This is a genomic window from Streptomyces sp. NPDC005302, assembly GCF_040607345.1.
Taxonomy (GTDB): domain Bacteria; phylum Actinomycetota; class Actinomycetes; order Streptomycetales; family Streptomycetaceae; genus Streptomyces.
The window spans coordinates 37,424-61,649 of sequence record NZ_JBEXGN010000034.1 but is presented as its reverse complement, the minus strand read 5'-3'; the positions used below and the strand labels follow the sequence as shown (position 1 = coordinate 61,649).

Genomic DNA, 24,226 nt, shown 5'->3' with positions numbered 1-24,226 from the left:
CCGGCGCCATCGGCGCCGGACCGCTCCGATGCGCGGCCGCACGGGCCGCGAAGCCCTGTCACTCCTCGACGGTCAGTCCCTTCCGGAGTCGCACGAGGGTGCGCGACAGGAGCCGGGAGACATGCATCTGGGAGATGCCGAGTTCGTCGCCGATCTCGGACTGGGTCATGTTCGCCACGAAGCGCAGCGAGAGGATCTGCCGGTCGCGCTGCGGGAGTTCGGCGATCAGCGGCTTGACGGACTCCACGAACTCGATGCCCTCGAGTCCGTTGTCCTCGTAGCCGATGCGGTCCGCCAGGGCGCCCTCGGAGTCGTCCTCCTCGGGCTGGGCGTCCAGCGAGCTCGCCGTGTAGGCGTTGGACGCGGCCATGCCTTCGACGACCTCGTCGTTGCTGATGCCGAGGCGTTCCGCCAGCTCTCCCACTGTCGGAGCGCGGTCCAGCTTCTGCGCGAGTTCGTCGCCCGCCTTGGCCAGGTCGAGCCGGAGTTCCTGAAGCCGGCGGGGGACCCGCACCGACCAGGAGGTGTCACGGAAGAACCGCTTGATCTCGCCGATGATGGTTGGCATGGCGAAGGTGGGGAACTCGACGCCGCGGCTCAGTTCGAAGCGGTCGATCGCCTTGATCAGGCCGATGGTGCCGACCTGGATGATGTCCTCCATCGGCTCGCTGCGGGAGCGGAAGCGGGAGGCGGCGAACTTCACCAGCGCGAGATTGAGTTCGACGAGCGTGTTGCGGACGTACGAGTAGTCGTGCGTGCCCTCTTCGAGGGACTCGAGACGCGCGAAGAGCGTCTTGGACAGGGCCCGTGCGTCCACCGGCCCCACCTCGTCGTACGGGGGGATCTCCGGGAGTCCCGCGAGTCCGTCGACTCCGTCGGTGCCGGGGTCGTCGAGGTGCTCCGGACCGACCGGAGAGAGTGTCGACGTCGCCGTCTGGGTATGCGATGCGTCGAGCCGGGGTGACATGGTGTCCTCCATCGTTCTCGGCATATGGCCGCCGATGCCAATACGTGCACGGTGCGGTGTGCGGCGCCTCCAAAGCCGGCCGGGTCGGATAGGTGTCTCTACTAGCCCTACCCGCTTTTGTGAACTTGTCGCAAGTGCCTTCTGTGGCGAAATGTCCGTTTGCGGGGGGTTGTTCGGGTGTCAGGTGACGTAGAGAAGGCGTAGTGTTCGAGTGCGTACATCAGCAGTCGCGACGCTCGGGAGAGAGACGGCATGGACCGCGGGACGGTCGGCAGCGCACAGTCTGGCCGGCTTCTTGTCGAGGTGCGGGAGGACGGCACTAGTGCCGTCGTGACCCCCGCGGGTGAGTTGGATCACCACACGGCCGATTTGTTGCGTGAGCCACTCGAAGGGTGCCTCGAAAAGGGGTACTCACGGCTCGTCGTCGACTGTTCGCGCCTGGAGTTCTGTGACTCCACCGGACTGAACGTGCTGCTCGGTGCCCGGCTGAAGGCCGAGGCCGCGGGCGGTGGCGTCCACCTGGCCGCGATGCAGCCGGTGGTCGCACGGGTCTTCGAGATCACCGGGGCGGAGGCCGTCTTCACCGTGCACGACACGCTCGAAGCGGCTCTCGCCGACTGACCGGGCGGCCCGTCGATCATGTCGCCGTTAGGTCCCAGTCGCCCCCGCGTGACCGGCGCGTTACTCGCGTCACAGTTTCCGTGCCGAATAAGTGGGTGTTCGGACGGTTCCGTCGGGCAGGAGACATCCTGGATGCGTCGGCAGCGAGCGGGCCGGCCTCCGGTGCGGCGAAAGTCGTCCGATCCACACGCGGCGAAAGCCGTTGATCCATCCGTACTGAGTACTGCGTACCGAGTCTTGAATTGTGAACCGGTGAATCGGTGAGGTGAAGCGCTGATGAGCACCACCCGGCCTTACCCGCCGGGCGACCGCGGCCCTGAGTCGGGCGACGGCGGCGCTTCCGGGGCGTCCGTGGACGACGCGGCGCCCGTGGACGGCGGACCGCCCGGCGACGGAGCCTCTCCGGACGGCGCGGTCCTCGCTCCTCCGGGCCGCCAGGCCCGGAGACTGGCTTTCGAGGGCGAGAGCGGCGTCGTACCGCTCGCCCGCGACTTCGCCCGCCAGGCGCTGTACGCCTGGGGCTGGCTGCCCGCCGAGGGCGCCGACCGGCGTGCCGCCGCCGAGGACGTCCTGCTGGTCGTCTCCGAGCTGGTCACGAACGCCTGTCTGCACGCCGAGGGCCCGGAGGAACTCCGGATCTCCGTCGACAACAAGGTGCTGCGCATCGAGGTCTCGGACCGCGGTGCGGGCCAGCCCGCACCGCGCACCCCGCACCGCGCGGGCCGCCCCGGCGGCCACGGCATGTTCATCGTGCAGCGGCTCTGCCTGGACTGGGGGGTCGTCCGCAGCCCCGGCGTCTCCGGCAAGACCGTGTGGGCGGAGCTGGGCGCACCCGCCTGACGCGGGGCGTCCGCCGCACACACCCACCGACACCCGTCCCGCACGGCACTCTGCGCGCCGGATCCCTCAGGGATCCGGCGCGCACTTTGTCTTCCCTCCGTAAGTCCCCGGGCGTACCTTGACGGCCGATCTGATGTTCCGTCAGAAATCTCGCCGCGTGTCCCGTCGTGGACGACGTCAGGATTGAGGGGCAGGCCCGTGTCGTACCGGACGTACCAGAAACGAACCGCCGCGCTCGCGTGCGCCGCGGCCCTGGCCGGCTCGGCGGTGCTGATGGCCGCCCCGGCAGCCCAGGCCGACGTCGTCGACGTCAACTACCAGTGCAAGACGCCGATCGGGGACAAGAGCGCGGTGTCGCCCATCGACATCAAGGGCGTCAGGAGCGGCAGCGGCTACAAGCTCACCATGTCCTGGCAGAAGGGCGTCTCCTCCAGCCCGGTCGAACTCGGCAAGGGCGCCATGACGCCGAGCGCCGTCATCAAGGTGGGCGGCGCCGACAGCGGCACCGTGGCGGTCACCGGAGCGGCCAACGCGGCCGCGATCCCCGCCAACACGCCCATCAAGATCAGTGACCTGAGCGGCACGTACACACCGAAGAAGTCCGGCAAGGTCACCTTCACCGCGGGCGTCCTCACCATCAAGGCACTCGGCACCACGACCACGTGCTCGCCCTCGAACGGCCCGAAGCCCTCGCTGACCCTCGACGTGAAGGCGGCGGGCGGCAGTTCGGGCTCCGGCTCGGGTTCGTCCGGCTCCTCGGGTTCGAGCGGCAGCCAGAGCGGCTCGGACTCCGGCGGGCAGCTCCCGCAGACCGGCCCCGCGGACTCCGCGATCGCCCTCGGCACGCTCGGCGGCACGGTCCTGCTCGCGGGCGCGGCGGGCGTGCTGTGGCTGACGCGCAGGCATCAGGCGGTACGCCGCTGACCTCCCCGCACGACGACCTGGAGCCGCCGCATGCCCTACGCACTCCCCGCCGCCCGCGTGCTGGGCCTGACGACTCTGGTGCTGCTCTGCGCGGCCCCGGCGGCCTCGGCCGCGCAGAGCTGGTCCGTCGTCCCGGCCGCGGGCGGCGCGGCCGACGGACGGCCCTCCGTGTACGCGGAGGGCACGCCCGGCACGGTCCTCCAGGACGCCGTGTCCGTGGTCAACCCGGGCGGCAGGCCGCTCACGGTCCGGCTGCGCGGCGCCGACGCGGACAGCACCGCCGACGGCGCCTCCACCGTGCGCGAGGGAGCCACGGACACGGGTGCGTGGATCGCCTTCGCCGGGCGCGCCGACGGCCGGCGGACCGCGGCGCGGGCCCTGTCCCTGCGGGTGCCCGCGCACACCCGTGCGGACGTGCCGTTCACCGTGGCCGTCCCGGCGGACGCGGCGCCCGGTGACCATCCCGGCGCGATCGTCGCCGGCGCGGCGGGCCGCACCGCGGCGGTCCGGATCCAGCTGCGGGTGGCCGGACCCGCGCTGTCGGCCCTGACGGTCGAACACGTCAGGGTGGGGAGCGGCCGGATCTCCTACCAACTGGTCAACCGCGGCACCACGGTCCTCACCCCGCGTCTCGCCGTGCACGCGGACGGCGTCCTCGGCGATGTGCTGGACCGTGCCCCGCGCACCCTGCCCGTCGACCTCCTCCCCGGACGCCGCGTCACGCTCCACGAACCCTGGACCGGCCCGCCGGTCCTCGACGCGGTCGAGGTGCGGCTGACGGTGACCGCGGCGGGCGGGGCACGCGGCACGGCGACCGCGTCGGCCCGGTTCGTGCCGTGGTGGGCGCCGGCCGGAGCGGGGGCCGTCCTGGCGGCGGTGGTCGCCTTCTTCGCCCTGCGACGGCGGAGGCGTCCCGAGCGGCCGGGCCCGTGGCGTCACCGACGCCGGAGCCGGGAGAGCGGGGCGGCGGTCGAACAGCCCGGCCCAGAGGTCGAGTTGACGGGAGCGGTGGCGTGAGTGTCCTGGGTGGCAAGATGCGGATGGCGGCGCTGGGCGCCGTTCTGGCCCTTCTCCTGGTCCCGTTGGCGGCGACGGCCTCGGCGGGCCCGGCGTCCGCCGACGCGGGGCCGGCCGTGAAGCTGTCCCGGTCCCAGGCGGGGGCGGGCGGTTCGGTCACCGTGAGCGGCAGCGGGTGGCGGCCCAAGACCCTGCTGATGATGCTCATCTGCGGCCGGTCGGTGCCCTCGCGCGGCGTGATCGGCGGCACCAACTCCTGCGCCAACGCCGACGGCCGGGCCGTCACCACCGACGCCAAGGGTGCCTTCAGCAAAAAGCTGCCGGTCGCCGAACCGCCCAAGCCGTGCCCCTGCGTGGTCCACGTCGCCACCGTCACCGGCGCCAAGGCGGAGGCGGACGCCATCTTCATGGTGGCCGGGCACTCGGTCGAACCACTGCCCAAGGAGGAGAGCGGGGCCCGGCTCTCGGTGCTCACGGACACCCGCCTCGACGGGTCGAGCGGCCTGCTGACCTGGTTCGGCTCGCCGCCCGCGCGCACCCTCGTCTTCACGGTCGGCAACGTCGGTACCGCCCCCGTGAAGAACCCGGTCTTCCAGGTCGGCACCTCCCACGGCGTGTTCGCCCCGCAGTGGGAGGAGCAGGAGTGGCGCGGCACCGTCGCGCCGGGCCGGAAGGCGCAGATCAAGCTCCCGTTCGAGCTGGCGGCCGGTGCGCACGGTGACTACACGGTCTCGCTCGAGTACGGCGGGAAGGTGCTCGCCGAGCAGCCGTGGGGCGTGGGCCGCCCCTGGGGTGTGACCGTCTTCTGGATCCTGCTCTGCGTGGTCGTCCCGGCCGCGGTGTTCCGCGTCGGCATGGCCGTGGTGGACCGGGTGCGCCCGCACCGGTCGACCGGACGTGCGGGCGGGCACCGGGGCCTGCGCCTGACCGGCCTCACGCAGCGCCTGCCCCGGCCTGCCCCCGCCTCCGCCGCACACCCACAGACTCCGGCGAACGTCTCGGACGCCTCGCCGGCTCCGGCCGCCCTGCCGTGGTTCACCCCGGACAGCGATCCGGGCACCGCGACGAACGGCCGGCTCTCCGCACCGCACGAGAACGGTCCGACGACACAGACGAGAGAGGGACATACGTGAGGACGCTACGGAGAGTGGTACCGGACACCGGACGCAGATCGGGCGCGGCCGGAGTCGCGCTGATGCTCGGCGGTGCGGGCATCCTGCTGGGCGTGGCCGCCGTACCGGCGCAGGCCGCCGAGGTGTCGTACAAGACGGAGTGCATTCCGCCCGCGATCTCCGGGCTGCCCGCCGTGCAGGGCACCACGAAGGTGGAGATCACCGCGCCCGCCGAGGCGAAGGTGGGTGACGAGGTCACCATCACCTGGAAGTTCGCCCAGGCCGCGTCGAAGAACCCGGACGTCCTCGACCTCGACAAGGACACGGTGAAGCCCTCCGGCACCCTCAAGGCGGGCGGCGCGCAGACCGCGAGCATCGCCATGGACGGGCCGCGCCAGAATCCCGCGATCCCCAAGAACAGCGACATGAAGCTGTCCGACATGACGGGCAGGCTCAAGCTGACCGCGGCGGGTGACGTCACGCTGACCCCGGACGCGTACAACATCAACGTCAACAAGCCGATCTCCACCGACACCAAGTGTTCGCCCAAGGAGGCGGTGGGCTCCTCCGCGACCATCAAGGTGACGGCCGCCGGCGGTGGGACGGGCGGCGGGACGGGAGGCTCCACGTCGACGCCGACGCCGACCCCCACCGGCGGACCGACCGGCTCGGCCACCCCGTCGCCGACCGGCAGCGGGACCGGGGGAACGACCGGCGGCGACAGCGGCGGCTCCAGCGGAGGCGGTGGGCAGAGCGACTTCACCGGCAAGGAGGTCTCCGTCGCCTACGCGTGCAAGACACCCATCGGGGACAAGGACGCCACCTCGCCCGTGCAGATCAACGCCACGAGGAGCGGCGGGAGTTACGGCCTGACCGTCAAGTTCGGGAAGTCCGTGATGGACAGCCCGGCCGACATCCCCGCCGACTCCGTGAAGCCCTCGATGGAGGTCGTCCTCGGCGGCGCCGACAAGGGGACCGTCCATGTCGAGGGCCCGGCCAACTCCGCGCCGATCAAGTCGGGCGACCCGATCGAGGTCCCGGACCTGAAGGGCACGTACAAGCCGGGCGCGACCGGCAGCTCGACGCTGTCCCCGGGCGTCCTGACGGTGATGGCCCTCGGTACGACGACGACGTGCACCCCGGCCGAGTCCGAGGTCTCGCTCACCCTGGACACCTCCGAGCAGGCGGGCGGCGCGTCGGGCGGCGGGTCCTCGTCGTCCGGCTCGGGTTCTGCGGGCTCGGCGTCCGGCGGCCTCGCCGAGACCGGCTCCGACAGCCACGGCGCCCTCACGGCGCTCGGCCTGGTCGCGGGCACGGTGATCCTGCTGGGCGGCGCGGTCTTCACCTTCATGCCCCACCGCAGGACCAGGTGACCGTCCGTCGGGCACCGTGAACCGGGTCCTGCGACCTACGCGGTGCCCGCGGGGCCGAGCGGCGGGAAGGCGGCCGCTGTCCCGAAACGCCGAAGGGCCGCCGCACCCTGGGGTGCGGCGGCCCTTCGGCTCAGTGCGGCCTACGTCAGCGGACGTCGCCCATCAGCTGCTTGACCTTCTTGCGGTACATCCACACCGCGATACCGGCGACCACGGCGAGCGTGGCCTCCAGGGCCACGATGCCCGTCTTGTTGAGGTCGACGTTGGCGATGGAGAGCAGGCCGGTCGTGGCGTCACCCGCGGTGACGGCCAGGAACCAGACACCCATCATCTGGGAGGCGTACTTCGCCGGAGCCATCTTGGTGGTGACCGAGAGGCCGACCGGAGAGAGCGTCAGCTCACCGACGGTCTGGACGAAGTAGATGGCCACCAGCCACATGGCGGCCGCCTTGTGACCGCCCTCGGCGATCGTCAGCGGGGCCAGGAAGAGGAAGAACGACGCGCCGACCAGGATCAGGCCGGAGGCGAACTTGGTGGCCGTGCTCGGCTCCTTGCCGCGCCGGTTCAGCGCCAGCCACAGCCAGGCGAAGACCGGGGCGAGCGCCATGATCATGACCGGGTTGACGGACTGGTACCAGGAGACCGGGAACTCCCAGCCGAAGATGGTGTTCTCGGCCGACGAGTCGGCGAAGATCGACATCGTCGACCCGCCCTGGTCGTAGATCATCCAGAAGACGGCCGCGGCGATGAAGAACCAGACGTACGCGGACATCTTCGACTGGTCGGCGCGGTCCAGCGACTTGTCCCGCCTGATACGCCCGATGACCATGACCGGGATGATCAGGCCGGCGAGCGTGATCGGGACCAGCAGCCAGTTGAGCGTGTAGTGGCCCGAGAAGCCGACGATCGCGTAGAAGACGACGGCCACGGCGGCCCAGAGCGCGGACTTGCGCAGCGTCGCGGTCTTCTCCTGCGCGGACAGGGGCGTGGGGACCTCCTGCGAGCGCGGGCTCAGGTGACGGCCGCCGAGCAGGTACTGCGCCAGACCCACGGCCATGCCGAGCGCGGCGATGGCGAAGCCCAGGTGCCAGTTCACGTTCTCACCGACGGTGCCGATGATCAGCGGCGCTATGAACGCGCCCAGGTTGATGCCGATGTAGAAGAGGGTGAAGCCACCGTCACGGCGCGGGTCGTCCGGACCCTCGTAGAGGTGGCCGACCATCGTCGAGATGTTGGCCTTCAGCAGACCGGAACCTATGGCGACGAGTCCGAGACCGGCGAAGAAGGTCCCGGAGGTCGGCAGGGCCAGGGTGAGGTGGCCGAGCATGATGATCAGACCCGCGACGGCGACCGTCTTGCGGGGGCCGAGCACCCGGTCGGCGAACCAGCCGCCGGGCAGGGCGAGCAGGTACACCAGCGACAGGTACACCGAGTAGATCGCGGTCGCGGTGGCCGCGTTCATGTGCAGGCCGCCCGGTGCCACCAGGTACAGCGGGAGCAGTGCCTTCATGCCGTAGTAGGAGAACCGCTCCCACATCTCGGTCATGAAGAGAGTGGCCAGTCCGCGGGGGTGGCCGAAGAAGGTCTTCCCGGAACCGGGGGTACCCGGGTTCACCGAGGCCTTCGTCAGGCTGGACGCCATGGTTGTTCCTTGCTGTCGGGACGCGCTGTGGGGGTCCCCCGGCCGGACCGGAGTCGTTGGCTGGAGGAGTCGCGCGCCCAGTGGGGGGCGGCCGGCACCGGCGGTTACGGCGTCCGCCCCCACGCCCACGGGGAGTCCGCTCCGGATTGCGAAGCGGTGGACGGCGACCACCGGGATCCACGCCCGGTGCGCATCAGTGCGTCCCGGGCCCGGCCACAGGTCATTCCTTTCGAGGCTGGCGAACACCAGCCCGCACACAAAAGAGACCTTCAGCATCAAGCACGCGCCAAAGGTCCCCATGTGGTGCTACAGGCGTCCGGTCACCATACGACATGGCAATGCACCATATGGAAGGACTTGAGAGATGGATCACAGGCGATCATGGAACCGTCGAGAGCCATTCGAAGGTGTTCCTCAGGATGGCATCCCACACCCGCAGGTAAGAAACACCCGGACGGCGGGTGTGAATCACGGAGGCCGATCGCTGCCCGAGCCTCGTCCGCGGCGGACTACCATCACCCCATGACCCGTGTACTGCTCGCCGAGGACGACGCGTCCATCTCGGAGCCGCTGGCCCGTGCCCTGCGCCGGGAGGGTTACGAGGTCGAAGTCCGCGAAGACGGACCCACCGCGCTCGACGCCGGAATGCAGGGCGGCGTCGACCTGGTCGTCCTGGACCTCGGGCTGCCCGGCATGGACGGCCTGGAAGTCGCCCGCCGGCTCCGCGCGGAGGGGCACACCGTGCCCATCCTCATCCTCACCGCACGCGCCGACGAGGTGGACACCGTCGTCGGCCTCGACGCGGGCGCCGACGACTACGTCACCAAGCCCTTCCGGCTCGCCGAACTGCTGGCCCGCGTCCGGGCGCTGCTGCGGCGCGGCGCGGCCGAGCCCCAGCAGCCGCCCGCCACCCACGGCGTGCGGATCGACGTCGAGTCGCACCGCGCCTGGATGGGCGACGAGGAACTCCAGCTCACCGCCAAGGAGTTCGACCTGCTGCGGGTGCTGGTGCGCGACGCCGGCCGGGTCGTCACCCGCGACCAGCTGATGCGCGAGGTCTGGGACACCACCTGGTGGTCCTCGACCAAGACGCTCGACATGCACATCTCCTGGCTGCGCAAGAAGCTCGGCGACGACGCGGCGAACCCCCGCTACATCGCGACGGTACGAGGAGTCGGCTTCCGCTTCGAGAAGAGCTGAGGCCTCACCCCGGGGGCCGGACGACCGTCCGGCCCCCGAGGCGTTCCGCGCACCGCGCCGCGGACGGGTCCCTGCCGCGGAGCCGTGCGGGAAGCCGAAGGGCGGCGACGCAAACCCCGCACCCCGGCCCGGCGCCCCGAGACGGCGGCCCGGCGACCGTGCACACTGGTCCACGTACCGCCACCTGCCCGGAGGGCCCCGTGCGTCGCCGTCTCATCCAGTCCACCCTCGCCGTCGTGCTCGTCGTGATCGCCGTGTTCGGCGTCTCCCTCGTCATCGTCGAGACCCGCACGATCAGCAACAGCGCCCAGGAACGCGTGGACTCCGAGGCGCTGCGGCTGGCCAGCATCGTGGACAGCCGCATCCTCGGCGACGAGAACATCTCCAGCGACACGTTCCGCAACCAGGTCACCGACCAGCGCTACGCCGTGATCAGGATCCCCGGCCGCGAACCCATCGAGGTCGGCGACGAGCCCACCGGCGACGTCATCCACTACACCGCCAAGGGCGAGGAGGGCGAGTCGGTCACCGTCCAGGAGCCCCGCTCCTCGGTGACCCGAGAGGTCGGCCGCACCCTGCTGATCATCGGCGCCGTCGCCCTGCTGGCCATCATCGCCGCCGTCCTGCTCGCCGTGCGCCAGGCGAACCGTCTCGCCTCCCCGCTCACCGACCTCGCCGAGACGGCGGAGCGGCTGGGTTCCGGTGACCCGCGCCCGCGCCACAAGCGCTACGGCGTTCCCGAGCTGGACCGCGTCGCCGACGTCCTGGACGGCAGCGCCGAGCGCATCGCCCGCATGCTCACCGCCGAGCGCCGGCTCGCCGCCGACGCCTCCCACCAGCTGCGCACACCTCTGACGGCGCTGTCGATGCGCCTGGAGGAGATCACCCTCACCGACGACCCGGACACGGTGAAGGAGGAGGCGACGATCGCGCTGACGCAGGTGGAACGCCTCACGGACGTGGTCGAGCGGCTGCTCACCAACGCCCGCGACCCGCGCACCGGCTCCGCGGTCACCTTCGACCTCGACGAGGTCATCAAGCAGCAGCTGGAGGAGTGGCGCCCCGCCTACCGCAGCGCGGGCCGCGCGATCGTCAGCTCCGGCAAGCGCCACCTCCAGGCGGTGGGCACGCCGGGCGCGGTCGCCCAGGTGCTCGCGGCGCTGATCGAGAACAGCCTCATGCACGGCGGCGGCACGGTCGCGCTGCGGACCCGGGTCATCGGCAACCAGGCCGTCATCGAGGTCACCGACGAGGGACCGGGCGTCCCCACCGACCTCGGCGCCCGCATCTTCGAGCGCACCATCAGCGGCCGCAACTCCACCGGCATCGGTCTGGCCGTCGCCCGCGACCTCGCGGAGGCCGACGGCGGCCGTCTGGAGATGCTCCAGGCCCAGCCCCCGGTCTTCGGCCTGTTCCTGTCCCGGACCCCGCTGAAACGAGGTCCGCTGATCGGCGAGGACGACGAGGAGCGGACGGTCAGGTAGGCAGGGGAGCCGGGGGAGCGGGGGAGTGGACGGGGCCCGCCGGGGTCAGTTCGCCCGTGCCCGGGCCCGCCGGGGCTCCGGCTCCTCGTCCAGGAACGATTCGGCACTGGCCACGGCCTCGCGGGCCGGAAGCGACCGGAACACCCAGGTGCGGTAGGACCAGAAGCGGAACAGCGTCGCGACGCCGATGCCGAGGAACTTGAAGATGTTGCTCTGGAGCGGGCTGTCCCAGCCGAAGCCGTACGTCGCGGCGTAGAGCACGCCGTTCTCGATGACCAGTCCCACCGCGCTGAACAGCAGGAACAGCGTCAGCTCCTTGGTGCGGCCGCCCTTGTCACGGTCCCGGTACGTGAAGTAGCGGAAGCCGACGTAGTTGAAGACGATGGAGACGACCGTCGCGATGACACTGGCGCGCACGACCTGAAGATCCGTGGTGTGGCGCACCAGGTTGAACACGAGCAGGTTGACGAGGAGCCCGGTTCCACCCACCGCGCCGAACTTGGCGACCTCCCGGAGGAGCAGGTCGAAGCGGCGTCGAACCGCGCTGCGGGGCCCCGCCTGAGGCCCCGAGGAAGCACTGTCCATGGTGTCGCCAGCCCCCGTAGGTGGGTACGTCGTCGATCAAGCGATGGAATACGTCAACCCGGCCATGCTAACCAGCGCCCCCGCGCAGTGCCCCCGCATGACTTCACAGGTAAGAAAAGACCCGGTCACCAGCACGGAAAATCGGGCGTACCGGTGCCGAAACCAGCCAGCGTGGCGTGGCCGATACTCTTGGAGCGTGACGTTCCCGGTAGTCGGCATGGTCGGCGGCGGCCAGCTCGCTCGTATGACACACGAGGCGGGCATCCCGCTCGGCATCAAATTCAAGCTCCTCAGTGACACTCCACAGGATTCCGCGGCGCAGGTCGTCGGCGACGTCGTCATCGGCGACTATCGCGACCTCGACACGCTGCGCGACTTCGCGCGGGGCTGTGACGTGATCACCTTCGATCACGAGCAGGTTCCCACCGAGCACCTGCGGGCCCTGGAGGCGGACGGCATCCCCGTCCGCCCCGGACCCGACGCGCTCGTGCACGCCCAGGACAAGGGCGTGATGCGCGCGAGGCTCGACGCGATCGGCGTGCCCTGCCCGCGGCACCGCATCGTGACCGACGTGGCGGACGTCGTCGCGTTCGCGGCGGAGGGCCTGCCCGAAGGCGCCGCGGGCGACGGTTTCCCGGTCATCCTGAAGACCGTCCGCGGCGGCTACGACGGAAAGGGCGTCTGGTTCGTCCGCTCCCCGGAGGACGCCGCCGAACCCTTCCGCGCGGGCGTCCCGGTCCTCGCCGAGGAGAAGGTCGACTTCGTCCGCGAACTGGCGGCCAACGTCGTCCGCTCGCCGCACGGACAGGCCGTCGCCTACCCCGTCGTCGAGTCCCAGCAGGTCGACGGCGTCTGCGACACGGTCATCGCCCCGGCACCCGGCATCGCCGAGGAGCTGGCCCTCCAGGCGGAGGAGCTGGCCCTGCGCATCGCCAAGGAGCTCGGCGTCGTCGGGCACCTGGCCGTCGAGCTGTTCGAGACCCACGACGGACGCATCCTCGTCAACGAACTGGCCATGCGCCCGCACAACTCGGGCCACTGGACCCAGGACGGCGCGATCACCTCCCAGTTCGCCAACCACGTGCGCGCCGTCCTCGACCTCCCGCTCGGCGACCCGCGCCCGCGCGCGAAGTGGACCGTCATGGCGAACGTCCTCGGTGGCGACTACCCGGACATGTACTCCGCGTACCTGCACTGCATGGCCCGCGACCCCCAGCTCAAGATCCACATGTACGGCAAGGACGTGAAGCCCGGACGCAAGGTCGGCCACGTCAACACCTATGGCGACGACCTGGACGACGTCCTCGATCGCGCCCGGCACGCAGCCGGCTACCTGAGAGGCACGATCACCGAATGAGCCCCGTAGTAGGCATCGTCATGGGTTCGGACTCCGACTGGCCCGTCATGGAGGCCGCGGCCCAGGCCCTCGACGAGTTCGAGATCCCCTACGAGGTGGACGTCGTCTCCGCGCACCGCATGCCGCGCGAGATGATCGCGTACGGCGAGCAGGCCGCCGAGCGCGGACTCAAGGCGATCATCGCCGGCGCCGGCGGCGCGGCCCACCTGCCGGGCATGCTGGCGTCCGTCACCCCGCTGCCCGTCATCGGTGTGCCCGTACCGCTCAAGTACCTCGACGGCATGGACTCGCTGCTCTCCATCGTGCAGATGCCGGCCGGAGTGCCCGTCGCGACCGTCTCCGTCGGCGGCGCCCGCAACGCGGGTCTGCTGGCCGCCCGGATCCTCGCCACCCACGACGAGGAACTCCTCGGCCGGATGCGGGAGTTCCAGCAGGAGCTGAACGACCAGGCCACCGAGAAGGGCAAGCGGCTGCGCGCCAAGGCCGAAGGCAGCACCGGCGGCTTCGGCTTCGGGAAGTGACGCGCATGTCCTCCGAGACCTCCCGCCCCGCCGGCTCCTCGATCCCCTCCCTCGACCGGGCCCGCGCCCTGCTCGACGAGTTCCCCGTCGTCGACGGGCACAACGACCTCCCCTGGGCGCTGCGCGAGCAGGTCCGCTACGACCTCGGCGCGCGCGACATCGCCACCGACCAGAGCGCCCACCTGCACACGGACCTGGCCCGGCTGCGCGCCGGCGGCGTCGGCGCGCAGTACTGGTCGGTGTACGTCCGCTCGGACCTGCCCGGCGCGGTCACCGCGACACTCGAACAGATCGACTGCGTACGGCAGCTGATCGACCGTCACCCGGCCGACCTGCGGGCCGCGCTGACCGCCGCCGACATGGAGGCGGCCCGCGCCGAGGGCCGTATCGCCTCCCTCATGGGCGCGGAGGGCGGTCACTCGATCGACAACTCCCTCGCCGTCCTGCGCCAGTTGTCCGCGCTCGGCGTCCGCTACATGACCCTCACCCACAACGACAACATCGCGTGGGCCGACTCCGCGACGGACGTGCCCGCCGTGGGCGGCCTGTCCGCCTTCGGCCGTGAGGTCGTCCGCGAGATGAACCGCGAGGGCATGCTCGTGGACCTCTCGCACGTGGCCGCGACCACCATGCGCGACACGCTCGACACCTCCGTCGCGCCGGTGATCTTCTCCCACTCCTCGGCCCGCTCGGTCTGCGACCACCCGCGCAACATCCCCGACGCCGTGCTGGCGCGGCTCGCCGCCAACGGGGGCGTGGCGATGGTGACGTTCGTGCCGAAGTTCGTCCTCCAGGCCGCCGTCGACTGGACGGCCGCCGCCGACGAGAACATGCGCGCGCACGGCCTGCACCACCTCGACACCACCGCCGAGGGCATGAAGGTCCACCGCGTCTTCGAGGAGGCCAACCCGCGCCCCGTCGCCACGGTGTCCACGGTCGCCGACCACCTCGACCACATGCGCGAGGTCGCCGGCATCGACCACCTCGGCATCGGCGGCGACTACGACGGCACGGCGTTCACCCCGGACGGCCTGGACGACGTCTCCGGCTACCCGAACCTGATCGCCGAGCTGCTCGACCGTGGCTGGTCGGCCCCCGACGTCGCCAAGCTGACCTGGCAGAACTCCGTACGCGTGCTGGGCGCGGCGGAGGACGTGGCCCGCGACCTGCAGGCCACGCGCGCTCCGTCGAACGCGACCCTGGAGCAACTGGACGGCTGACGCCTCCAGCCCCTCCGAAGGCGCCCGTGCCCTCCGGCCGGGCGCCTTCGGCATGCGGGGGACCGGGCACGGGCTGCCGGGGGGCGAGGTCACGAACCTGCGTGGGTGCGGCTGTGTGGAGCGGCCGGCACGTGCCGTGCCGACCGGGGCAAGATGCGGGCCGCCGCAGCCGGCTACCGGCCGGGCAGGAGGCTCACCGTTCGCCGGGCGCACGAGGGCGGAGAGCAGAGCGCGGGCCTCGTTGCCCGGTGCCCCGGTGCCCCCCTCCGAAGGCGCCCGTGCTCTCCGGCCGGGCGCCTTCGGCGTGCGGGGGACCGGGCACGGGCTGCCGGGGGGGCGAGGTCGCGACTCGCCGGTGAGGCGGTGCGGAGCGGCCGGCACGTGCGGTGCCTACCGGGGCCGGATGCGGGCCGCCGCCCGGGCCGCCGCTGTCGGCTACCGGCCGGGCAGATGTGGGCCGCCCCCGGGCCGCCGCAGCCGGCTACCGGCCGGGCAGGAGGCTCACCGTTCGCCGGGCGCACGAGGGCGGAGAGCAGAGCGCGGGCCTCGTTACCCGGTGTCCCGGTGTCCCGGTGCCCGGTGCCCGGTGCCCGTTCCCCGTTCCCCGTTCCCCGGGCCCCGTTCCTCGTTCCCCGTTCCCCGGGCACCCACCGGCCGTCGAGGCCGGCGACGCCGCACTCGTGGGGCGTACACGTACCCCCGAACGCCCCACCCACCAGGAAGCCCTCCGGGCTCCGTGCCACGGTGGCGGTAGTGCGATCACCGCCGTCCACCCCACCGGAGCCTGTCATGGCAGACCTGCAGGACGAACTGGCCACCGCCGTCGAGGTGGGAGAGCTCGACCCGCCCGCTGCCTGGCCCCCGTCCGAGCCGCTGACCGGCGCGGCCCGTTCCCTCGCCGAGGCCGGCCCCGCCGGCCCGGAGAACGAACCCGGCGCGGACCCCGTCGCGCGTGCCCGCGCGTTCCTGGCCGGCAACCCCGTCGCCGACGGCTACAGCGGCCTGCCCTGGGCGCTGCGCCACCTGCCCTGGTTCGATCTGGAACTGGGCGAGAGCGCCGTGGACACCGACCTGCCCCGGCTGCGCGAGGGGCACGTCGGCGCCCTGTTCTGGTCGCTGCACCTGCCGGAGGGCCTCGCCGGGGACCGCGCCGTCGGCGCCACCATGGAGCAGCTCGACCTGGTCAAGACGGTGGTCCACGCACACCCCGAGGGACTGCGGACGGCACGCGGCGCCGCCGAGATCGCCGACGCCCGCAACTGCGGCCGCATCGCCGTCGTCCTCGGCCCTGCCGGAGCCGCGGCGCTCGGCGACTCCCTGGGCATCCTGCGCGCCCTGCACACCCTCGGCCTGCGCATCCTCACGCTCACGGGCGTCTCCTGGGCCAGCGAGGCGGGCCTCACCCGCTTCGGTGAGGAGGTGCTGCGCGAGATGAACCGGCTCGGCGTGCTCGCCGACCTCTCCGGCACCTCGGACGCCACCGTCGGCCGCGTCCTCGCCGTCTCCAAGGCCCCGGTCCTGTTCACCCGCTCCGCCGCCCGCGCCCTGCGCCCCCACCCGTCGAACCTCCCCGACGAGGTCCTCACCGAACTGGGTGCCGCCAAGGGCCTGTGCCTCGTCCCGCTCACCGCCGAGCAGACCGGGCCCTCCGTACGGGACGTCGCCGACCACCTCGACCACGTCCGCGCGCTCGCGGGCGCGGACTGCGTCGGCCTCTCGGGCACCTACGACTCGGGCGCGGCCCACCCCCAGGATCTCGCCGACGCGTCCTGCTACCCGCATCTCGTCGCGGAGCTGATCTCCCGCGGCTGGTCCTCGTCCGACCTCGCCCTGCTCACCTGGGGCAACGTCCAACGCGTGCTGCGCAGCGCGGAGTTCACGGCCCGGGCCGCGCAGCAGCGGCGCGCGCCGTCCTGCGCGAGGATCGGCGACCTGGACGGCTGACCGGGGCCTGCGAACGAGCGGAAGCCCGTAGGGCCGCGCCGCGGGTCCCGGGGCGTGGGCGCCGTGCTCAGCAGGCGCAGAGGCAGAACGGGTGGCCGGCGGGGTCCGCGTACACACGGAACGAGCGGGACCGGTCCTCGGCGTCGAGCGGCCGCGCGCCGAGCGCCAGGACGCCCTTCTCCGCGACGTCCAGGTCCGCGACGGCCAGATCCAGATGGAACTGCTGCGCGCCGTCGGGTCCGGGCCACCGCGGCGGCACGTACGCGGGCGCGGCCTGGAACGCCAGCTTGCGGCCACCGGGCAGGTCGAGGTCGACCCAGGCGCCCTCGTTGCGGACCGTGCCGCCGAGCACCTCGGCGTAGAAATCGGCGAGCGCGCGCGGGTCGGGACAGTCCAGGACGACGACGTCGAGCGTGGCGAGAGCCATGACTTCCTCCGGGGGAGTGCTGTCGGTTGCTGTCGGATACTGGCATGCCGGTTACTGGTACATCACCTCAAGAGGTAACGGTTACCTCATACTCCCGCACAGGAGGTAACGTCGCAAGCATGAACGACCGAGCGCCCGCACCCGGGGGCCTCGCCCTGGTCCAGTCCCTGGTGAACACCCTGGACCTCGCATCGGGTGCCGACTCCCTGGACACGGCCGAGGGCCTGGCCCGCCTCGGTCTCACGCCGGACGAGGTCCCCGGCGCACGCGAACTGCGCGAGTCGCTGCGGGCGGTGTGCCTGGCCCACGCGGGACACCCGGCGCACGCCGTGGTCTCCCCGCTCGGAGAACTCCTCGCCCGGGCCCCGCTGCGGGTGAGCGTGGACGAGGACGACGGCGGCGCGCGTCTGGTCCCCGCCGGGAGCCCCGGCCCCCTCGTCGGCCCGGATTCCCCGGGCTCCTTTGATGCTCCGGCCGCCCGGGTGCCGCTGCCCTCCCGGATCGCCGTGGCGGTCGCCGAGTCGCTCGTCGAGGGCACCTGGCCGCGGCTGAAGGCCTGCGAGGCGCCGGACTGCCACTGGGCCTACTACGACCGCTCGCCGGCCGGGCGCGGCCGCTGGTGCTCGATGTCGGTGTGCGGGGCGCGCGCCAAGATGCGCCGCTACCGCGCCAAGTAGCCCCCGGGCAGGGCCCGGAGGGGAGTCGGACGACCACCGTCCACCGCACGGCGAAGTGGTGCAGAATGCAACGGACGCCGGTCCGGCCGACTGAGCCTCGGCCGGACCGGCGTCGTCCCGGCATCCGTCAGGCGGTGGGCCGCCCCATCGCCCGGTACGTCCAGCCGGCCCGGCGCCACACCTCGGGGTCCAGCGCGTTCCGCCCGTCCAACAGCACCCGGGACGTGACCGCCTCACCCAGCACCGCCGGGTCCAGCTCGCGGAACTCGCGCCACTCCGTCAGATGCAGGACCACATCGGCGCCCCGCACGGCCTGCACCGCGGTGTCGGCGTAACCGAGCGTCGGGAAGAGACGGAGCGCGTTGGCCATGCCCTTCGGGTCGTAGACGGTGACCTGGCCGCCCTGGAGATGGATCTGCCCGGCCACGTTCAGCGCCGGGGAGTCGCGCACGTCGTCCGAGTCCGGCTTGAAGGTCGCGCCGAGCACGGCGACCCGCTTGCCGAGGAACGAGCCGCCGCCGAGCGCCTCACGCGCCATCTCCACCATCTGGCCGCGGCGCCGCATGTTGATGGTGTCGACCTCGCGCAGGAACGTCAGCGCCTGGTCTGCGCCCAGCTCACCGGCGCGCGCCATGAACGCGCGGATGTCCTTGGGCAGACAGCCGCCGCCGAAGCCGATCCCGGCCCGCAGGAACTTCTTCCCGATCCGCTCGTCGTGCCCTATGGCCTCGGCCAGCTTGGCCACGTCACCGTCGGCGGCCTCGCACACCTCGGCCATCGCGTTGATGAAGGAGATCTTCGTGGCGAGGAAGGAGTTCGCGGACGTCTTCACCAGCTCGGCGGTCGGGAAGTCGGTCACGACGAACGGCGACCCCTCGGTGACCGGCGTGACATAGACCTCGCGCAGCAGCTTCTCGGCCCGCTCGCTGCGCACACCCACCACGATCCGGTCGGGGTGCAGGGTGTCGTTCACCGCGAAGCCCTCGCGCAGGAACTCGGGGTTCCAGGCCAGCTCCGCGTCCTCCCCGGCCGGCGCCAGCTCCACGAGCCGCTCCGCCAGCCGCGCCGCCGAGCCCACCGGCACGGTGGACTTGCCGACGACGAGCGCGGGGCCGTGCAGGTGCGGCGCGAGCGACTCGAAGGCGGAGTCGACGTACGACATGTCGCAGGCGTACTCGCCGTGCTTCTGCGGGGTGTTCACGCAGACGAAGTGGATGTCACCGAACGCTCCGGCCTCGGCGAAGTCCATGGTGAAGCGGAGGCGGCCCGTGGAACCCTCGATCCCGGCCACGTGCTTGCGCAGCAGTTCCTCCAGACCGGGCTCGTACATCGGGACCTCGCCCCGCTGGAGCATCTCGATCTTCTCCGGCACCACGTCGAGCCCCAGCACCTCGAAGCCGAGTTCGGCCATGGCCGCGGCGTGCGTGGCGCCGAGGTAGCCGGTGCCGATCACGGTGATCTTGAGGGCCATGGGTGCTCCTGGGGTGTGCGGCGTCGGTGCGCGCCCGAGCATAGTCGGGGCTTGGGGGAGGGCTTTCACGGGCAGTTTCCCCCTTGTCGCCAAGCTCACGTATCCGTCGCGTGGGCGGACCTCTAAAATTTGGGTTACTTAACAGTAGTTAGCGTCGCAGTCACAGCATTCCTTGGAGCGTGAGAGACCTTGGCCGGATCGGCTGATTTCGACCTGTACCGCCCGTCCGAGGAGCACGACATGCTCCGGGACGCGATCCGTTCGCTGGCCGAGGCGAAGATCGCGCCGTTCGCCGCGGCCGTGGACGAGGAGGCCCGCTTCCCGCAGGAGGCGCTGGACGCCCTCGTCTCCAACGACCTGCACGCGGTGCACGTCCCCGAGGAGTACGGCGGCGCGGGCGCCGACGCCCTCGCGACGGTCATCGTGATCGAGGAGGTGGCCCGCGTCTGCGCGTCCTCCTCGCTGATCCCGGCCGTGAACAAGCTGGGCTCGCTGCCGGTGATCCTCTCCGGCTCCGAGGACCTGAAGAAGAAGTACCTGGGCCCGCTCGCCAAGGGCGACGGAATGTTCTCCTACGCCCTCTCCGAGCCGGACGCCGGTTCGGACGCGGCCGGCATGAAGACCAAGGCCGTGCGCGACGGCGACTTCTGGGTCCTCAACGGCGTCAAGCGCTGGATCACCAACGCGGGCGTCTCCGAGTACTACACGGTGATGGCCGTCACCGACCCGACGAAGCGTTCCAAGGGCATCTCCGCCTTCGTGGTCGAGAAGTCCGACGAGGGCGTCTCCTTCGGCGCCCCGGAGCGCAAGCTCGGCATCAAGGGCAGCCCGACCCGCGAGGTCTACCTCGACAACGTGCGCATCCCGGCCGACCGCATGATCGGCGAGGAGGGCACCGGCTTCGCGACCGCCATGAAGACGCTGGACCACACCCGCATCACCATCGCGGCCCAGGCCCTCGGCATCGCCCAGGGCGCCCTCGACTACGCCAAGGGCTACGTCAAGGAGCGCAAGCAGTTCGGCAAGCCGATCGCCGACTTCCAGGGCATCCAGTTCATGCTCGCCGACATGGCCATGAAGATCGAGGCCGCCCGGCAGCTGACGTACGCGGCCGCCGCCACGTCGGAGCGCGTCACCGGCGGCAGCGGAGAGAAGGGCCTCACCTTCCAGGGCGCCGCCGCCAAGTGCTTCGCCTCGGACGTCGCCATGGAGGTCACCACGGACGCCGTGCAGCTCCTCGGCGGCTACGGCTACACCCGTGACTACCCGGTCGAGCGCATGATGCGCGACGCGAAGATCACGCAGATCTACGAAGGCACGAACCAGGTCCAGCGCATCGTGATGGCGCGCAACCTGCCGTAGTACGCGGCCTGCCGGCCGGCACGACGAAAGGTGGGAGGCACACACCCCCGAGGGGTGTGTGCCTCCCACCTTTCGTCGTCAGCCGGTCCGGCCTGGGCTCAGTTGCCCGTGACCGTCACCTTCTCGTCGTTCTTCAGCTGGCTCACCAGCTCCTTCATCTTCGTCCTGTCCCAGACGAGGTTGCCGCCCGTGGAGCCGGAGATCGGCATGTTCATCGACTTGCCGTCGCCGCCGGTGACGCCCTTCATGGCCCAGAACATGTCGGCCAGGTCCCACAGGCTCATGTCCTTGTCGACGACGAGGCTGTCCAGGCCGGCGCCCATGGTCGGGTAGAGCTTGAACGGGTTGAGCACCGTCGACGGGGTCGCCACCTGGTGGGCCAGGGCGGCCAGGAACTTCTGCTGGTTCTTCGTGCGCTCCAGGTCGGAGGCGGCGAAGGCGTGCCGGGTCCGGACGAACGCCAGGGCCTGCTCGCCGTTCAGCGTCTGCTTGCCCGCCTTGAAGTCGGCGCCCGAGTACTTGTCCTTGAAGCCCTTGTCGAGGTTCATCTCGACACCGCCGACCGCGTCGACGATGCTCGCGAAGCCGCCGAAGCCGATCTCCACGTAGTGGTCGATGCGCAGGCCGGTGTTGAACTCGACCGTGCGCACGAGGAGTTCGGGACCGTCCTCGGCGTAGGCGGCGTTCAGCTTCACGTGCCGGCCGGTGCCCTGGTACGTCTTGCCGGAGTCGGAGCCCTTGAACGTGGGGATCTCGACGTCGGAGTCACGCGGCAGCGAGACCAGCGTCGACCCGTTGCTCCCGGTGTGCAGGATCATCATCGAGTCGGTGCGCTTGCCCTCGGCCGAGCCCGTGTGCAGCTTCTTCTTGTCCTCCGCGGACATCCCGGCGCGGCTGTCGGAACCGACGATCAGGTAGTTCGTGCCCTCGCCGGACTCCGGCCGGTCGATGACCTTGGAGAGATCCACGTCACGGTGCAGCTTGGAGTCCGCCCAGAAGTACGTGCCGACGGAGACCACGACCAGCAGGGTCACCAGCGTGATCGCGGTCCACTTGATCCGGCGCCGCCAGTTCGGTGCCTGACGCGGACGGCCGGGGCCGCCACCGCCGGGACCCTGCGGACCACCGGGGCCGCCCGGGGCGCCGTACACGTGCCCCGTGTTGTAGCCGGAGTCGTACCCGTTGTCGTAGCCGTCGTCGTAGCCCTGCCCGTCGACGTACGACGGCTGCCGGGGCACTCCGCCGCCGTACGGCGGGGCGTCCGGGCCCGGAGCGGGTGCCGACGGTCCACGGCGGACCTGGCGCATGACGCGGGCACCCTCAGGCTGCGAGCCTGCGCTGCCGCGTCCGTAGCGGTTGCCGCCGTTGCCGCGGCTGTCGTCGGGCCAATCGTTCATGCCGACCAGTGTGCAGGGCTGCACCATGTGTCTTACAAGAGAGCCGGGAGATCTGGGTCACGCCTGTTGCAGAGCTGATGCAAAACGACCGTCTGTGCCCCCGGCATAAGGTGGGCGTCATGACAGACCTGGCCACCAGTCCGGAATCCGATATTCCGGGCAAGCCGACCTCCGCGTCCCGGACCACCCTGAGCCACATCATGACCCACAACGACACCAACCTGCTGGGCACGGTGCACGGTGGCGTGATCATGAAGCTCGTCGACGACGCGGCGGGCGCGGTGGCCGGGCGGCACTCCGGCGGTCCCGCCGTCACCGCCTCGATGGACGAGATGGCCTTCCTCGAACCGGTCCGCGTGGGCGACCTCGTGCATGTGAAGGCGCAGGTCAACTGGACCGGAAGGACCTCGATGGAGGTCGGTGTCCGGGTCCTCGCCGAGCGCTGGAACGAGTCGACGCCCGCCCAGCAGGTCGGCTCGGCCTATCTGGTCTTCGCCGCCGTCGACGCCGACGGCAAGCCCCGCCGGGTCCCTCAGGTCCTCCCCGAGACCGAGCGCGACGAGCGCCGCTGCCAGGAGGCCCAGATCCGCCGCACCCACCGCCTGGCCCGCCGCCGCGCGATCATGGAACTGCGCGAGAAGCGCGCGGCGGAGGGCCTCGACGAGACCCCGTAGGCCCATGGGCCCGTGGGCGCCCGGCGCTACGGGCAGACCACCTCGTCGCCCGTCACCGCGCCGAACTCGCCCTGGCCCGGGTCGTCCGCGCGGACCCGCGTGACCTTCTCGAAGTCCGAGCCGGCGATCACCTTCAGCAACGGGCCCTGTCCCGGGACCGCGCGCAGTTCCGAGCCGGACAGCGCCGTCGCGAGCGACTTCGCGGAGCGGTCCCAGCGCGGGTCGTACGCGACGACGGTGCGCCGCACGGTCCGGTCCTGGGCGCTGACGGGCTGGTGCGTCGTACGGAATCCGGTGGCGGCCAGCGCGCTGTCGACCTGGTTGCCGAGCCCCGAGGCGGCGGTCCCGTTCTCCACCTGGACGCGGATCTGCTGCGGGGCCACGTCGACCCGGACGGCCTGCTGCCGGGGCGCGGCCTTGTGCTCCGTGAGCGGCTTGTCCTCGCGCAGCGCCTGGAAGAGCTTGGCCGACTTCGCCGGGTCCCACTTCAGGGTCGAACCGATGCCCTTGACGACGTACCCCATCTGTCCGATCGGCACGGTCGTGAACTCCGACGAGGACGGCGAGAAGTTCCGCATCGCCCGCCCGAGGTCCAGCAGCTCGTCGGTCCCGAAGCCCTTGTCGGCGCGCACCGAGCCCAGCACGGCCCGCGTCACGTCGCGGAACTTCATCGGGTTCAGCAGCACCCCGGAGGAGGTGGCCCGGTCGACGAGCGCCGCGAGGAAGCGCTGCTGGCGCTGCATCCGGCCGAGGTCGGAGGAGCCGTCCGCGTGCCGGGACCGGACGAACTGCAGGGCCTGGCCGCCGCCCAGCACGTGCGAGCCGGGCGCCAGGTCGAGACCGGTGTAGCTGTCCTTCAGGGGCTGCACGGTGCAGACCTTCACCCCGCCGAGGACGTCCACCGTCTTCATGAAGCTGGTGAAGTCGACCTCCAGATAGTGGTCGATCTTCACGTGGGTCATGTTCTCGACGGTCCGCACGGTCAGGGTGGGGCCGCCCTCCGCGTACGCCGCGTTCAGCTTGATGGGGTGCGGTTCGTGCCGCTTGCCGGTGACGGCGTCGGTGTGCGCGGGCGTCTCGGCGTACGAGTCGCGCGGCAGGCTGACGACGCTGGCGCGCTCCCGGTCCTCCGAGATGTGCACCATCATGATCGTGTCGGTGCAGTGGCAGGGCGCCCCGCCGAGCCGGTACTTCCGCCGCTCCGCCTCGGTGATCCTGTCCCGGCCGTCGGTGCCGACGAGGAGCACGTTCATGCCGTTCCCGGCCTCGGGCCGGTTCTTCATGTCCTTGAACGGGTCGACCCGGGCGATGTCCGCGTCCAGGCTGGTCACCACCGCGTGCCCGATGCCCGCCGAGGCGAGGACCACCACGGAGACGGTCGTCACCGCCCGCATGGCCCAGCGTGGCTTCT

Annotated in this window: 22 protein-coding genes; 15 read left to right on the top strand and 7 right to left on the bottom strand. The window is 71.4% G+C overall.

Annotated elements, in window-relative coordinates; genetic code table 11:
• Positions 1 to 58: 58 nt before the first annotated feature.
• Positions 59 to 979 carry an RNA polymerase sigma factor SigF gene (locus ABZT74_RS32770; protein WP_356440868.1) on the bottom strand — a complete coding sequence of 307 codons (921 nt, stop codon included), beginning with the start codon at positions 977 to 979 and terminating at the stop codon, positions 59 to 61.
• 240 nt (positions 980 to 1,219) lie between these two features.
• Between ABZT74_RS32770 and ABZT74_RS32765 the strand changes: the two genes are divergently transcribed.
• The 6 genes from ABZT74_RS32765 (at position 1,220) to ABZT74_RS32740 (ending at position 6,854) form a co-directional block, all read left to right on the top strand.
• Positions 1,220 to 1,588, top strand: a complete 369-nt coding sequence (locus tag ABZT74_RS32765; RefSeq protein WP_355872238.1) for an STAS domain-containing protein — start codon at positions 1,220 to 1,222, stop codon at positions 1,586 to 1,588.
• Between the two features lie 276 nt (positions 1,589 to 1,864).
• Positions 1,865 to 2,428, top strand: a complete 564-nt coding sequence (locus tag ABZT74_RS32760; RefSeq protein WP_355872235.1) for an ATP-binding protein — start codon at positions 1,865 to 1,867, stop codon at positions 2,426 to 2,428.
• Positions 2,429 to 2,626: 198 nt separating this feature from the next.
• Entirely contained in the window at positions 2,627 to 3,352 is a 726-nt protein-coding gene (locus ABZT74_RS32755) for an LPXTG cell wall anchor domain-containing protein (RefSeq protein ID WP_355872233.1), read from the top strand.
• 30 nt (positions 3,353 to 3,382) lie between these two features.
• A complete protein-coding gene (locus tag ABZT74_RS32750) occupies positions 3,383 to 4,369 on the top strand; it encodes a hypothetical protein (RefSeq protein ID WP_356440865.1) in 987 nt (328 codons plus the stop codon).
• Between the two features lie 5 nt (positions 4,370 to 4,374).
• Positions 4,375 to 5,502: a hypothetical protein gene (locus ABZT74_RS32745; RefSeq protein ID WP_356440879.1), complete on the top strand. Its 1,128-nt coding sequence runs from the start codon at positions 4,375 to 4,377 to the stop codon at positions 5,500 to 5,502.
• A gap of 62 nt (positions 5,503 to 5,564) precedes the next feature.
• Positions 5,565 to 6,854, top strand: a complete 1,290-nt coding sequence (locus tag ABZT74_RS32740; RefSeq protein ID WP_356440876.1) for a hypothetical protein — start codon at positions 5,565 to 5,567, stop codon at positions 6,852 to 6,854.
• A 145-nt stretch (positions 6,855 to 6,999) separates the two neighbouring features.
• Here ABZT74_RS32740 and ABZT74_RS32735 read toward each other — a convergent pair whose 3' ends face one another.
• Positions 7,000 to 8,496, bottom strand: coding sequence for an oligopeptide:H+ symporter (locus ABZT74_RS32735; protein WP_356172194.1), 1,497 nt, complete (start codon positions 8,494 to 8,496; stop codon positions 7,000 to 7,002).
• Between the two features lie 522 nt (positions 8,497 to 9,018).
• On the opposite strand from ABZT74_RS32735, the gene ABZT74_RS32730 reads away from it, so the two are divergent.
• Positions 9,019 to 9,696 (top strand): response regulator transcription factor, encoded by a 678-nt coding sequence (locus ABZT74_RS32730; protein ID WP_018566970.1) that lies wholly within the window; start codon positions 9,019 to 9,021, stop codon positions 9,694 to 9,696.
• 200 nt (positions 9,697 to 9,896) lie between these two features.
• Positions 9,897 to 11,180, top strand: a complete 1,284-nt coding sequence (locus ABZT74_RS32725; RefSeq protein ID WP_355872224.1) for an ATP-binding protein — start codon at positions 9,897 to 9,899, stop codon at positions 11,178 to 11,180.
• A 45-nt stretch (positions 11,181 to 11,225) separates the two neighbouring features.
• On the opposite strand, the gene ABZT74_RS32720 is transcribed toward ABZT74_RS32725, so the two are convergent.
• Positions 11,226 to 11,765, bottom strand: a complete 540-nt coding sequence (locus ABZT74_RS32720) for a GtrA family protein (RefSeq protein ID WP_355872222.1) — start codon at positions 11,763 to 11,765, stop codon at positions 11,226 to 11,228.
• A gap of 217 nt (positions 11,766 to 11,982) precedes the next feature.
• Between ABZT74_RS32720 and ABZT74_RS32715 the strand changes: the two genes are divergently transcribed.
• From ABZT74_RS32715 to ABZT74_RS32700, 4 genes are all read left to right on the top strand, one after another.
• On the top strand, positions 11,983 to 13,122 hold the full coding sequence (locus ABZT74_RS32715; protein WP_355872508.1) for a 5-(carboxyamino)imidazole ribonucleotide synthase: 1,140 nt from the start codon (positions 11,983 to 11,985) through the stop codon (positions 13,120 to 13,122).
• Positions 13,119 to 13,643, top strand: coding sequence for a 5-(carboxyamino)imidazole ribonucleotide mutase (gene purE / locus ABZT74_RS32710; RefSeq protein WP_355872220.1), 525 nt, complete (start codon positions 13,119 to 13,121; stop codon positions 13,641 to 13,643). Before ABZT74_RS32715 ends, purE begins: the two co-directional genes overlap by 4 nt.
• A 41-nt stretch (positions 13,644 to 13,684) precedes the next feature.
• Positions 13,685 to 14,863 carry a dipeptidase gene (locus ABZT74_RS32705; protein ID WP_356440873.1) on the top strand — a complete coding sequence of 393 codons (1,179 nt, stop codon included), beginning with the start codon at positions 13,685 to 13,687 and terminating at the stop codon, positions 14,861 to 14,863.
• Between the two features lie 789 nt (positions 14,864 to 15,652).
• Positions 15,653 to 16,807 (top strand): dipeptidase, encoded by a 1,155-nt coding sequence (locus ABZT74_RS32700; protein ID WP_356172191.1) that lies wholly within the window; start codon positions 15,653 to 15,655, stop codon positions 16,805 to 16,807.
• A 67-nt stretch (positions 16,808 to 16,874) separates the two neighbouring features.
• Here ABZT74_RS32700 and ABZT74_RS32695 read toward each other — a convergent pair whose 3' ends face one another.
• Positions 16,875 to 17,234 carry a VOC family protein gene (locus ABZT74_RS32695; protein WP_356440862.1) on the bottom strand — a complete coding sequence of 120 codons (360 nt, stop codon included), beginning with the start codon at positions 17,232 to 17,234 and terminating at the stop codon, positions 16,875 to 16,877.
• 119 nt (positions 17,235 to 17,353) lie between these two features.
• Here ABZT74_RS32695 and ABZT74_RS32690 point away from each other — a divergent pair, with 119 nt between their 5' ends.
• Positions 17,354 to 17,911 (top strand): CGNR zinc finger domain-containing protein, encoded by a 558-nt coding sequence (locus ABZT74_RS32690; RefSeq protein ID WP_356440859.1) that lies wholly within the window; start codon positions 17,354 to 17,356, stop codon positions 17,909 to 17,911.
• A 127-nt stretch (positions 17,912 to 18,038) separates the two neighbouring features.
• On the opposite strand, the gene ABZT74_RS32685 is transcribed toward ABZT74_RS32690, so the two are convergent.
• The gene (locus ABZT74_RS32685; RefSeq protein ID WP_356172185.1) at positions 18,039 to 19,382 is read right to left on the bottom strand and encodes a UDP-glucose/GDP-mannose dehydrogenase family protein; all 1,344 of its coding nucleotides are present in this window, start codon (positions 19,380 to 19,382) and stop codon (positions 18,039 to 18,041) included.
• 189 nt (positions 19,383 to 19,571) lie between these two features.
• On the opposite strand from ABZT74_RS32685, the gene ABZT74_RS32680 reads away from it, so the two are divergent.
• The gene (locus ABZT74_RS32680; protein ID WP_355872209.1) at positions 19,572 to 20,744 is read left to right on the top strand and encodes an acyl-CoA dehydrogenase family protein; all 1,173 of its coding nucleotides are present in this window, start codon (positions 19,572 to 19,574) and stop codon (positions 20,742 to 20,744) included.
• A 98-nt stretch (positions 20,745 to 20,842) separates the two neighbouring features.
• On the opposite strand, the gene ABZT74_RS32675 is transcribed toward ABZT74_RS32680, so the two are convergent.
• Positions 20,843 to 22,141: an LCP family protein gene (locus ABZT74_RS32675; protein ID WP_355872206.1), complete on the bottom strand. Its 1,299-nt coding sequence runs from the start codon at positions 22,139 to 22,141 to the stop codon at positions 20,843 to 20,845.
• A gap of 119 nt (positions 22,142 to 22,260) precedes the next feature.
• Here ABZT74_RS32675 and ABZT74_RS32670 point away from each other — a divergent pair, with 119 nt between their 5' ends.
• Positions 22,261 to 22,815: an acyl-CoA thioesterase gene (locus tag ABZT74_RS32670; protein ID WP_355872204.1), complete on the top strand. Its 555-nt coding sequence runs from the start codon at positions 22,261 to 22,263 to the stop codon at positions 22,813 to 22,815.
• Positions 22,816 to 22,841: 26 nt separating this feature from the next.
• On the opposite strand, the gene ABZT74_RS32665 is transcribed toward ABZT74_RS32670, so the two are convergent.
• Positions 22,842 to 24,209 carry an LCP family protein gene (locus tag ABZT74_RS32665; RefSeq protein ID WP_356440855.1) on the bottom strand — a complete coding sequence of 456 codons (1,368 nt, stop codon included), beginning with the start codon at positions 24,207 to 24,209 and terminating at the stop codon, positions 22,842 to 22,844.
• Positions 24,210 to 24,226 lie beyond the last annotated feature (17 nt).